8 protein-coding genes are annotated in these 12665 nt (G+C 49.9%); 5 read left to right on the top strand and 3 right to left on the bottom strand.

Annotated elements, in window-relative coordinates:
• Positions 1-191: 191 nt before the first annotated feature.
• The gene (locus tag HMPREF9453_RS08195) at positions 192-1187 is read right to left on the bottom strand and encodes a hypothetical protein (protein ID WP_050805714.1); all 996 of its coding nucleotides are present in this window, start codon (positions 1185-1187) and stop codon (positions 192-194) included.
• Positions 1188-2632: 1445 nt separating this feature from the next.
• On the opposite strand from HMPREF9453_RS08195, the gene HMPREF9453_RS12365 reads away from it, so the two are divergent.
• From HMPREF9453_RS12365 to rpsD, 5 genes are all read left to right on the top strand, one after another.
• Positions 2633-2755 carry a hypothetical protein gene (locus HMPREF9453_RS12365; RefSeq protein ID WP_262359548.1) on the top strand — a complete coding sequence of 41 codons (123 nt, stop codon included), beginning with the start codon at positions 2633-2635 and terminating at the stop codon, positions 2753-2755.
• Between the two features lie 1331 nt (positions 2756-4086).
• On the top strand, positions 4087-5919 hold the full coding sequence (locus HMPREF9453_RS08185) for an Orn/Lys/Arg family decarboxylase (protein ID WP_008860082.1): 1833 nt from the start codon (positions 4087-4089) through the stop codon (positions 5917-5919).
• Positions 5920-6297: 378 nt separating this feature from the next.
• The gene (gene trpE / locus HMPREF9453_RS08180) at positions 6298-7788 is read left to right on the top strand and encodes an anthranilate synthase component I (RefSeq protein WP_008860081.1); all 1491 of its coding nucleotides are present in this window, start codon (positions 6298-6300) and stop codon (positions 7786-7788) included.
• Positions 7785-8369: an anthranilate synthase component II gene (locus tag HMPREF9453_RS08175; RefSeq protein WP_008860080.1), complete on the top strand. Its 585-nt coding sequence runs from the start codon at positions 7785-7787 to the stop codon at positions 8367-8369. Before trpE ends, HMPREF9453_RS08175 begins: the two co-directional genes overlap by 4 nt.
• 437 nt (positions 8370-8806) lie before the next feature.
• Positions 8807-9400, top strand: coding sequence for a 30S ribosomal protein S4 (rpsD, locus tag HMPREF9453_RS08170; RefSeq protein WP_008860079.1), 594 nt, complete (start codon positions 8807-8809; stop codon positions 9398-9400).
• Between the two features lie 137 nt (positions 9401-9537).
• Here the strand turns inward: rpsD and dnaJ are convergent, their stop codons facing one another.
• On the bottom strand, positions 9538-10713 hold the full coding sequence (gene dnaJ, locus HMPREF9453_RS08165; protein ID WP_008860078.1) for a molecular chaperone DnaJ: 1176 nt from the start codon (positions 10711-10713) through the stop codon (positions 9538-9540).
• A 19-nt stretch (positions 10714-10732) separates the two neighbouring features.
• Complete coding sequence (dnaK, locus tag HMPREF9453_RS08160; protein WP_008860077.1) at positions 10733-12610, bottom strand: molecular chaperone DnaK; 1878 nt, start codon at positions 12608-12610, stop codon at positions 10733-10735.
• Between the last annotated feature and the right edge of the window lie 55 nt (positions 12611-12665).

Raw genomic sequence — 12665 nt, 5'->3', positions numbered from 1 at the left:
TGGATTTTCAGGTCGTTGGCACTCCCCTACAAATCCAGTTCGCTAGTGCAACTCATGTCCGCTGTGCACGCCATTAGGCGACGGAGGAGGAGCGTGGATTGGACGATAGAAATCAGGCTGCTTGCAAAAGAGCTGTGAAGAAATGAATAACATTTCCTCACAGCTCTTTTTATCTATGCAGCTTACCGTTTTTATTCCATGTTCTCCTTCATCTTTTCCACCGCTTCTACAGAAAGTCCGGTTCCCTTTGCCACGTCATCCACAGAAAGGCCCATGGTGAGTAAGCGAATGGCAGTTCTGCTCAAAGCTCTGTTTTCTCCTTCTTTAAGTCCTTCTTCACGGCCTAAAACACGTCCCTCTTCACGTCCCAAAACGCGCCCTTCATTCATTGCCTCTTCTGAAATATTCAAGCTCAGGTTGCACATGGTAGTCATCTCCTTTTCCATGTCTGGTGTCATATCTATACCATACTCCTGCTCCAGGACTTCTTTTTTGGAATCAAAGGACCTTTTCCGTTCATTAAAAAGAACCTGCAGCAGGTGAATCAGTTTATCCTTATCTGCTTTTTTACCAAGACTGATAACAACTATATTGGGTAAATCGTAGTTTTCTGCCGCTTCCTTATACCGGTGGAGCAGGTGTTTTTCTTCCAGCTTGTAATAGTTAATATAGCTGTTTCCACTGGGGGAATCCATGCATATCCAGATGGAATAGACTTTCTTAATACTATTATAGTCCTTCCCTTCAAATTCCCGTTCCTTTTGTGAGGAAATCAGGCGGCAGACGTAGAAGACAGCCCGTTTCATCAAATGATAACCTAAAGTGGATTCCACCTGCGTACGCTGAGCCTCCACGTTGATAATCAGTGTGATGGGCTCCCCTGTTCCCGGTGCGCGGGCATGGAAGAGGATGTCGTAGGTAATATATCCTTCCTTTGGCGCCCCATCTTCATTCCGGTCGCCCTTGATTTGAGACGGTACCGCATTAGTCAATCCCGGGTTTACAGGAATATTTCCTACCTGCGGCGCCCCTTCGATGTATTTTTCTGCAATATCCGTCGTACTGACATCGTGAAATTCCGGGACCACCTTTTTCACGATTTCCGCCAGCAGCTTCCGACTGGCCAGGAGCCGCTTGGCGTGCTGGTCATATTGTGCGTTATTGTAGCCGTATAGGGAATCCATCATACTTTCCGTTATGATAAATCGCTGTTCCTTCATGGATTCGCCCCATTTCCCTACCCTCATTTTACGGAAATTTAGAAGGAGAAGCAAGAAATAATTGCGCCATTACAGACCTTTCGAAATGACGATAAGCGGCCCGCCCCCATTGTCATCTCGAGCGGAGATATATGCCGATATGAACCCCTAAGTTTCATGTCGGCAGTGAAACGGAGCCCCGAGATCTCCTGACACAATACACTGGAACACAGGCCCGGCTGCTTTCTATCCACTATCCTCCACGCCACGAAAAAGGGGCTGTGAAAAAATGTTTAATCATTTCTTCACAGCCCCTCTTTTGCTGGCAGTCATGAGTTCAGTGTCTGCATGGTCTACGGCCACTGCTGCACCTGGGAAGCAATGATTTCCTTGCAGATTCTGATTTCATACGAATTTTCATGTCATACTGCGTCGTAGAATTCCTTAAATAGTTACTATTTTCGTTATTCCACTCCTTGTCTGCCATAAAAATTCTAGAATGAAATCAGAAAGCAATGAAATCACTGCGCCCCTGCACGACGGCGCGCGCCAGGCAGAATGCTCCCGTCATTTCTGCCGTGATAGATGGCTAGGTTCTGGATTTCTCTGTTATCTTTAGATTTACCTTCCCGGCCGGGTCAGGTAGGGAAGAAAAGCGGTACCATTTTCTACTTTCCTTCACTCCATAGAATCATTTCTTATGCGCGCTTGGAAACATATGGAGTGATTTTCTGTAGAACCGCGAGCTTTTCATGTCCCTCTACTATATACATACCGCGAGAATGAAAAATGAGAAGTGGGAAATGGAAAATTTTGATGAGAACTTTCTTTGTCATGCTAAAAGGGGGTTATGAAAAAAATAGCATCATTTCTTTCATAACCCCTTTAGCATGATATGATTATTCAGCTTAATTCCAATTCACCACGCAAAAAACAGAAAAGCCTATCAGGGGGAGTCTCCAGGTAAGTTCAACCAGTAGATACGGCGTCCGCGCCTTGGCTCTCCCACTTATGTGGGTGCTGCTCGATACTTGTCGCTAAAGAGAGGAAAGTCCTGCGAGCGCTCTTCCTTATTGCTTTTCTGTCTTCCGTTTTTTATCCTGCATTTGCTTCTGTCTATTGCCGGCCGATTGTAGAAGAAGAGAGGATTGAAAAGTGGAATTCCCTGATGATTCTTCATTTCCCTGCCCTTCTCTTTACCGCGGATGTGGAGGATGGCCGTTTGGAAATCGGATTCATTGTCTCATGAGGTCTTTTCATCCCTCTATTATTAATATCGCAAAAGATTCGATTTCTAGACCCCTTGAAAGAAAAAAATTTTGAAAATTTATTTCTGTGTTCCTCAGTGCTTCCCTGGAAATGACAGAATCCTGATGGTGCTATCTGCACATCAAAGTAAAATTTTTAAGGAAGGTTGTGAAAAAGGGGTGCTTATGCAATATAAATGTATGGAGAAGGAAATCCGGAAACTCCATGGAAGGATTCTCTGTCCCATCTGTCATGTATATCGCGAATATTCCGGCCGGAATGCAGCTTTGGCAGAAAGGACGCCATGAATCCCTGTACAGGCTCCTGATTTTCCTCCCCGATTTTCCCGGGAAAATCGGAACGAATTCTGCAGATTCGTAAAAAGCAAGACAACCAAATAAAAACACGGATACCATCCCTTGCAGCATGAGCCCGCATTCCCGGACGACAAGTTCAAGGCGGCTGCAGGACTTTCCTTTATGCTCAGCGTTGACGCCTGATTCTGAGAGGCCCGCAATACTGACTGGCAGGGATTTGTGTCCGTGTTTTTGTGCTGTCATCTTTCCATACGCAAAAAAGGTACGAAGAAATGATTGATATTTCTTCATGCCTTTTTTCCACTGTAAAAACTCCTGATTCGTCCCATGCTGATGCGCGGTAGGGCTCAGGCGTTCTGTTTCGATGAATCGGCCAGGAGCAGCCGCCGAAGCGGAATATCTGTGTCGTCAGGGAAAAGCAGGTATAGCCATAGTTGCCACCAGGATTTCTAGCAGGTTTTTCCTCAGGAGTTTTTATGAAGTTTTCGGCGCGCCGGAGAGGTGAAATTCATGAAGGCGTCAGGTCCTTCCTCCCTGCTTCCATGGATTGTGCACCGCGGGGATTGGGAGGGCCTTCGCCAGGCCTTTTCGCCTCTCTGGTCATATAGTCCGGCAGAGAGGACATATGTATCAGGTATAAAAAAGGCGCGGCTTCGCCGCAGGTTATGGCCGCCTGTCGGCGGCAGGTTGTGTAGAAGGGTTATGAAGGAAAAGGTACAGAGAGTTGTGGTATCGCCGCCTTTGGCGGCGATGAGTATATAGCCTGCGTTACGGGATTTCCTTCCCGCCTCCCACTCGTCATTCTGAGCCTCCGGCGAAGAATCTTGGTACGTGCCGCTTATGAGGCAAATGCTATTAAATACCAGTCGGCGGGAAGGCTGCCGATTGACAGTCAGCCCAAAATCTTTCGATGTTCCTCAGCCCTATCGCCCAGCTCCATTCCGGTGGGGCAAACAAAAGGAAGGTCTTTTATGGGCAGGCTAAGGGAGGGCTTTGCCCGACTTGGCAATCCTATGCAGGATTACCAGCTAGGGAAGCGCTGATTAAATCATTGTTTGCTTTTATTCTTGAATTTTTATGCAATGTGAGGAATGGGCTGACGCGAATAGCGAGCTATTTAAGGAAGCCCATGACGAAATAGTGCATAAAAATTCTTATAAAAGAAAACTCTATGAATTAATCAATGCTTCCCTAAGGAAGGAGCCTGACAGTTCGACAGGTGCCGTAGTGCCTCCTTCATAAAAACAGACTCCGCGAATAAATCAGTGCTTCCTTAGCAGCCGGCAAAATTGATATAATATTTCCTGATAAGGAGACTTCATATGAAAAAAGATAAGAATAAAATAAAATCTCTTCCGCCCTTCACGGCTGCCCTCCTGGCAGAGGCAGGAAAAAAGCGCTGTGATTTTGACACCCCCGGCCACCACAGCGGAAGCTTTTTTAACCTTACCGACGAAGGAAAAATCTTCACCACTGCCCTTGGCGAAGGCATGTTCAAAGCGGATATTTCCGATTCCTCTTCTGCCATCGGTGATCCCTCATCCCATGAAGGGGTATCGGGAGAAGCGGAGCGCCTCGCCGCTTCGGTATGGGGGAGCGATGAATGCTTTTTCGTGCTGGGCGGCACGTCCACATCCAACCGCATCTGCGCCAATGCCCTCCTCTCACCGGGGGACCTGGTCCTTTTTGACCGGAACAACCATAAATCCACCTGGCAGGGAGCACTGCTTGAAGCAGGGGCGCTGCCGGTATACCTTTCCTCCTGCCGCAACGACTGCGGCGTCATCGGCCCCATCCTTGCCGCATCTCTGGAAGAAACACACCTTCGGGAAGAAATCCGAAAAATCAGTCCCCGGCTTGCTGAAAAAAAGCGTCCCTTCCGTCTGGCCTGCCTGCAGATATGCACCTATGACGGCCTTTTTTACAATATCCGAAAAATTCTGAAAAAAATCGGGCCTCTTTGTGAATACATTCTTTTTGACGACGCCTGGGGCGGCCACGAAAATTTCATTCCCCTCCTGAAAGACGCCGCCGTCCTCCGTTTTCCCCTTTCTGAAGAATCACCGGGCATCCTCATCACCCAGTCCGTGCATAAACAGCTCTCCGGTTTCTCCATGACCTCCCAGATTCACAAAAAGGACAGCCACATCAGGGAAAAATCCTATTACCTTCCCCATGATGTGATGCAGGACACCTTTCTCATGCATATTTCCACATCTCCCTACTACCCCCTTCTGGCAGGACTGGAAATGAATGCATTTATGCATAAAGAAAAGGGCGCCATCCTTTGGAAGAAAGCCTTCCTATCTGCCACCCGCTTCAAAAAAGCTCTTTTAAAGGAGACCACCCTCTTCAGTCCTTTTCTTCCGCCGCTAGTCCATGGCCGGAAGTGGGAGGAAGAAAAAACATCGGTCCTCATGGAAGATGCTGCCTTCTTCACCCCTGGGCCTGATGAAACCTGGCATGGCTTTGACCGTTCCGCAGCCGACTTATGCCTCCTGGATCCCTGCAAAATCCTGCTCACCACCGGCACCTTTTCTGAAAGCAGGAAGCACTCCATCCCGGCCCCCCTTCTTTCCGCCTACCTGGAAAGGAAGGGCATCACCCCGGAAAAGTCCGATTTCTATACCCTTCTCTTTCTGGCAGAACCGGGAGATACAAAAAAGAAATACAAGTACCTCATGCACTGGCTCAAGCAGTTTGAAAAAGCCTATTTCCAGAACTGCCCCATGGATCGATTCATGCCCTCTGTCAAAGCCCTGCCCGGCGAAGGGCTTCAGGATTACTGCCGCCGTTTCCATGATTTTCTTCTCTCTCACCATGCCGGAGAGCTGCAGCAGTGTCTCTTCCGGGAAGAGGATTTCCCGCCCCGTCCCCTTTCCCCCAAAAGAGCCCACGAGAATTTCATCAGAGGAAACAGGAAAAAAATCCCCCTGAAAGAAGCCAAAGGTCATATTTCCTTGGAAAATATCCTTCCCTACCCGCCGGGCATCTGCGCCCTTGCCACCGGTGAAGAGTGGACGGAAAAGGTACTGTCCTACTTCCTTTTCCTGGAAGAATACGGAAAGGAATTTCCCGATTTCACGCCGGAAATCCCGGGCATCCATCATGATGAAAAGGGCGAGCCCTCTGTCTGGGTTTCTTATCCTGAGTAAAAATATATTCTTCCCCTTGACAAACAGCATCAAAGGATATAATCTTCTAATCAAGAAACCGTTGATGCGGAGATCAAAGCAGGAAATGCGCCCAAAGAGAGTCCTACCTGGTGAGAATGGATGGAAAGGCAGCCTGCCAAATGGACCGCTGAGGGTGCGGCGAAATGACTGACAGAGTATACCGCAACGCAGGGCAGGCGTTAGCATGCCGGAGATATGATAGTATCTTGCAAAGAGCACGACATCGTGAAACAAGGTGGCACCGCGGAATGTATTCCGTCCTTGGCAGAGTTTTTTCTGCCGGGGACGGATTTTTTGTATCCCGGCAGGTACGGGAAGATCCCTTCGAGGGATTCCTGCTTCCATAAGGAGGTCATTATGTATCCAACATTAGAGGAAGTCAAAGCAATCAATGCATCCGGTGATTACCGAAGGATTCCAGTCTGCCGAGAAATCATGGCAGACCGCTTCACCACCATTGAAGTCATGCGAACACTCCGCGCCGCCAGTCATCACTGCTTTATGCTGGAAAGTGCGGAAAATAACCAGCCCTGGAGCCGCTACTCCTTTCTGGGCTATGATCCTACCCTGGAAATCACCTGCCTGAACGGCCACCTCACCATCACTAAAGGAGTAGATGGGGAACATCCGGAAATCATCAAAAAGGAAGTTACCCATCCCGGTGAGGAAATCCGCCGGATCCTTTCCCGGTATAAAAGCCCGAAGCTTCCTGACCTTCCCCCTTTTACAGGAGGACTGGTAGGCTATTTTTCCTACGACTACATCAAATACGCAGAGCCCACGCTCCATCTGTCCCATGAAGACAATGGAGACTTCAATGATGCAGACCTCATGCTCTTCGACAAGCTCATTATCTTCGATGCTTACAAGCAGAAAATCATTCTGGTCACCGGCGTTGCCACGGACGACATTACCTCTTCTTACAGGGAGGCGGAAAAAGTACTGGATGATATGGAAAATCTGCTGAAAAGCGGCGCCAGAGCTGCCTCAAAGCCCCTCCAGCTGGAAGAGGACCTCACTCCCGCCCATTCCATGGAAGAATACCGCGCCATGGTGGAAAATGCCAAACACCATATTTACGAAGGCGACATTTTTCAGGTAGTCCTTTCCAATCCTTTGACCGCCAGAGCCAGGGGCTCCCTGTTTGACGTATACCGCCTGCTCCGCATGGAAAACCCCTCCCCCTATATGTTCTATTTCACCAGTGACCAGGTAGAAATCGCCGGTTCCTCACCGGAAACCCTGGGTAAACTGGAAAACGGCATCCTCCACACTTACCCCCTGGCAGGCACAAGGCCGAGAGGCAGAACCGAAGCAGAAGACCAGGCCCTGGAGAAAGAACTCCTTTCCAATGACAAAGAACTGGCCGAGCATAATATGCTGGTAGACCTGGGGCGTAACGACCTGGGGAAAGTCAGCCGCATCGGCTCCGTGAAAGTGGAGAAATACCTGAACATCCTCCGCTTCTCCCACGTCATGCACATCGGCTCCACCGTAGAAGGTACCATTGCCCCCGGCAAGGATGCCCTGGACGTCATCGACGCCGTCCTGCCTGCGGGCACCCTCTCCGGCGCCCCCAAACTCCGGGCCTGTGAAATCATTGAGGAAGAAGAATCAAGAAAACGGGGAATCTACGGCGGTGCCATAGGATACCTTGATTTTTCCGGAAATATGGACACCTGTATCGGCATCCGGCTGGCCTATAAGAAAAAAGGCGTCCTCTGTGTCCAATCCGGCGCCGGTATTGTAGCCGACAGCGTACCGGAAAAGGAATATCAGGAATGTCTCAATAAAGCCAAAGCCGTAGTCAACGCCATTCACCTGGCAGAAGGAGGACTGGACAGATGATTATTCTGATTGATAACTATGACAGCTTTTCCTATAACCTCTATCAGCTGGCAGGAAACCTCTATCCGGACATCAAAGTCATCCGGAACGATGCATTGAGCCTTCCGGAGCTGGAAGAAATGAACCCTAAGGCCCTCCTTATCTCCCCCGGTCCCGGACGTCCGGAAGACGCAGGCATCTGCGTGGATGCCATCCGTTTCTTCGGCCCCCGCATTCCCATTCTGGGCGTATGCCTGGGCCACCAGGCCATCTGCCAGTGCTACGGCGCCACCGTATCCTACGCCAAAGAACTGGTCCATGGAAAAGCCTATGACGTGGAAGTCGATACCGAGAGTCCCCTCTTTAGAGGCATGAAATCGCCTATCAAAGCAGCCCGCTACCACTCCCTTGCCGCCGTGGAATCCACCATGCCTTCCTGCCTCAAAATCACCGCCCGCACCAGAGACGGGGAAATCATGGCCGTGGAACACAGGGACTATCCCATCTACGGCCTCCAATTCCATCCCGAATCCATTATGACTCCGGAAGGCGGGAAAATTCTGGAAAACTTCTTCACCATGGCGGAGAAGGGAAGAAAATAGGTTCAGGGTTCAGAGGGTGGTGGATTGCCCTGCGGGCAATGCTTATGAAATCTGCGTTACGGGATTTGGTTTTATGTCACCAGTGCTGCAGGACGAAGAGCAAGAGCCCCCTTCCCTAGAAAGCGGGTAGCGCCAGCCACCAAGGGGGGCATTTCCTCGCGCCGCAGGCGCGGTTATATGGTTTTCCCTCGCCCGTAAGGGCGGTTGTATGGTTTTTACTAGCCCACCAGCTCACTAGTCCACTAAAGCTGTTTTATCCATACTGGCGACTTCAATAAATTAAAAGGCGCCCCACTCCCGACCGCGATCCCGACCGCGCCGTAGGCGCCCCACATTCCCTACTCTCAAAAATATATTGACATCGCTCCATGAATCCCTTATAATATAAAAGCTGTTCATATTCGATCAGCATAATTTTTAGAGAGGTGATTTACACAATGGCAACAAACAGAAATCTCCGTTTTAAGACAAGCAGACGTTTCGGCGTAAATATTTACGGCCATCCGAAAGCGTTAAAACGGCAGGTCGCTGACGCTCGTCAGAAGAAACAGTCTGAATACGGCGTACAGCTGTCCGAAAAACAGAAGGTTAAAGCGATGTACAACCTGCTTGAAAAGCAGTTCTACCGCTATTATGATAAAGCAAGAAGAATGTCCGGCGTCGTAGGCGAAAACCTGCTGTTCCTGCTGGAAACCAGACTGGACAACCTTGTATACCGTGCAGGCTTTGCACGTTCCATCCGTCAGGCTCGTCAGATGGTTACCCACGGACTCATCGTGGTTGACGGCAAGAGAGTAGACATTCCTTCCTACCCCGTTCGTCCGGGACAGGTTATTTCCCTGAAGGAATCCTACAGAACCAATGAAATGTTCAAACAGTCCTTCCAGGAACTGAAGACCTTCGATCTTCCATACATCGAAAAGTCCTTCGACAACTGGACTGCAACCCTCACCCGTTTCCCCCAGAGAGACGAACTCCCCTACAAGGACGAAGTCAACGAAACCAACATCGTCGAACTGTACTCCAAGTAATTCGTTTTTCAGCGGACTATGGAAATACAAAAGAGGAAATGCTTTTCGCGAAGCATTTCCTCTTTTTTCATGCCTTTTTCCCAAAGGCCCCTCCCCCAACGCAAAAATCCCACCGGATAACCGATGGGATTTTTTTATTACTGTTTGAACTTGTCTATGATTTTATCAAGGAAGGAGCTCTTTCCTTTATACTGGGAGCAGTCTTCTCCCATTTCATTGGCAAAGTGAAGGAGTGCGTTCTTCTGGTCTTCGTTCAGCCGCTTAGGCACCGTCACATGGACTTCCACATAGAGGTTCCCTTTGCGGGAGGACTGCAGATGAGGCATGCCTTCGCCGGAGATGCGGAACCGGGTGCCTGTCTGGGTACCGGCTGGAACCTTGAGTTCCACTTCTTTGTCCAGGGTCTTCACCTTGATGGTGGAGCCAAGGGCTGCTACGGGATAGGAAATATTGACGGTCTTGTAAAGGTCGTCGCCTTCCCTTTCAAAGTCCGGATCGTCTTCCACGTAAATGTAGACATAGAGGTCTCCTTTCGGACCGCCTCTCCTGCCGGGCTCTCCTTCGCCGGCCACCCTCATGCGGACGCCGCTGTCGGCACCGGCAGGGATATTAACTTCAATGGTCTTGGACGCTCTGACAGTACCACTGCCATGGCATTCCTTGCACTTGTTTTTGATAATCTTCCCTGTGCCGCCGCACTGCTGACAGGTGACGATATTCACCATCTGTCCAAAGGGGCCGTTTCTTACGATACGCTGCTGACCTGTGCCGTGGCAGGCAGGGCAGGTATCTACGGAGGAGCCCGGTTCTGCGCCGCTGCCGTGGCAGTGGCTGCAGGTATCGTTCTTGGTGACGGAGAATTTCTTCTTCACACCGGTAAAGGCTTCCCGAAGGGTAATGGTCATATCGTAGCGGAGGTCTGCCCCCTGCTCGGGGCCATTGTTTCTCCGACGGCTGCCGCCGGTGAACATGTCGAAAATGTCACCCATATCGAAGCCGCCGAAGTCGAAGCCCTGGCCGTTGAATCCGCCCTGGCCGAATCCGCCGAAGCCTCCGGCGCCGGCGCCGCCGCGGGAGGCCTGCTGAAAGGCATCGTGGCCGAGCTGGTCATACTGGGCTCTCTTGTCGGCATCGGAAAGCACATGGTAGGCTTCATTGACCTCCTTGAATTTTTCCTCTGCCGCTTTGGGATTGTCCTTGTTCAGATCCGGATGGTATTTGCGGGCAAGTCTTCTGTATGCTTTTTTGATTTCATCATCGGTGGCGTTTTTACTTACGCCAAGGATGTCATAATAATCCTTGCTGTCTGCCATAAAGAAATCACACTATTCCTTATTTCTTATCGTCGTCATTGACAACTTTATAGTCTGCGTCTACTACATTGTCCTTGTCTTTTTTAGCTCCGGCCTGTGGTCCCTGCTGAGCGCCGGCATTCTGGGCCTGCTGCTGTGCCTGCTGAGCCTGCTGTGCCTGCTGGTACAGTTTTTCAGTCAGTTCATGGAGCGGTTTGGTGAGAGCTTCTGCATCGGCTTTGATCTTTTCCGTATCGTTGCCTTTCAGAGTCTCTTTCAGTTTAGCAATGGCATCATTGACTTCTTTCACTTTGCCCTGGTCTGCTTTGTCTCCCAGTTCCTTCACTGTCTTTTCAGCCTGGTAAATGAGGGCTTCTGCATTGTTCTTGGCAGTAATGGCTTCTTTGCGTTTCTTGTCTTCTGCTTCATGGGCTTTGGCATCATCCTGCATTCTCTTGATTTCTTCATCAGAGAGGCCGGAGGAAGAGGTAATATCAATCTTCTGTTCCTTGCCGGTGCCCAGATCTTTGGCGGAAACATGAACAATGCCGTTGGCATCGATATCGAAGGTGACCTGAATCTGAGGAACTCCCCGCGGAGCCGGCGGAATATCGCTCAGTTCGAAGCGGCCCAGTGTCTTGTTATCGGCAGCCATGGGACGTTCACCCTGAAGAACATGGATATCAACGGAAGGCTGGTTATCGACAGCGGTGGAGAATACCTGGGTCTTGGATGTAGGAATGGTGGTATTTCTCTTAATCATAGTGGTGAATACACCGCCCAGGGTTTCAATGCCCAGGGACAGCGGAGTCACATCGAGAAGCAGTACGTCTTTGACTTCGCCTTTGAGAACACCGGCCTGAATAGCAGCACCGACTGCTACGGATTCATCGGGGTTTACACCCTTGGATGGTTCTTTATGGAATTTGTTGCGAATCAGGGTCTGTACGGCCGGAATACGGGAAGAACCGCCTACCAGAAGGATCTTATCAATGTCGTCAATGGTGAGGTTGGCATCCTTCATGGCTCTTTCCATAGGTTCTACCGTAGCCTGTACCAGGTCTTCCGTAATCTGGTCGAATACGGCACGGGTCAGAGTAGCATCGAAGTGAACCGGCTGGCCATTAGAATCAATGGTAATGAAGGGCAGGTTGATGTCGGTGGACATAACAGAGGACAGTTCGATCTTTGCCTTTTCAGCAGCTTCTTTCAGTCTCTGATTAGTCATGGGATCCCGTTTCAGTTCAAAGCCGTTCTGGTTCTTGAAGGTATCTGCAATCCAGTCCATCACGCGGGCATCGAAATCATCGCCGCCCAGATGGCCGTTGCCGCTGGAAGCTTCGACTTCAAATACGCCGTCTGCCAGATCAAGGATGGACACATCGAAGGTGCCGCCGCCCAGATCGTAAACCAGGAAGCGATGTTCCTTGCCGTCTTTAATCTTATCAAGGCCGTAAGCCAGGGCAGATGCGGTCGGTTCGTTGATGATACGCAGAACCTTGAGGCCTGCAATGGCGCCGGCATCCTTGGTAGCCTGGCGCTGGCTGTCGGTGAAGTAGGCCGGGCAGGTAATAACAGCTTCTGTGACTTTTTCACCCAGATAAGCTTCTGCATCCACCTTCAGCTTCTGCAAAATCATAGCGGAAATTTCCTGGGGTGTGTAGGATTTGCCGTCAATGGTGACTTTGTAATCGCTGCCCATGTGACGTTTAATGGAAACTACGGTGCGGTCCGGGTTGGACACAGCCTGTCTTTTAGCCAGCTGGCCTACCAGGCGTTCACCGTTCTTGGAGAAACCTACCACAGAAGGAGTCAGACGAGAGCCTTCAGCGTTAGGAATAACGACAGGCTCGCCGCCTTCCATCACTGCAACAACGGAGTTTGTCGTACCTAAATCAATACCAATTACTTTTGACATTTAAAATGTCTCCTTTCATGCGTATATTTCTAATGGAAAACAGAAAATTCTATGT

This window comes from Dialister succinatiphilus YIT 11850 (genome assembly GCF_000242435.1).
GTDB lineage: Bacteria > Bacillota > Negativicutes > Veillonellales > Dialisteraceae > Dialister > Dialister succinatiphilus.
This window is presented reverse-complemented; position numbering and strand designations above follow the sequence as displayed.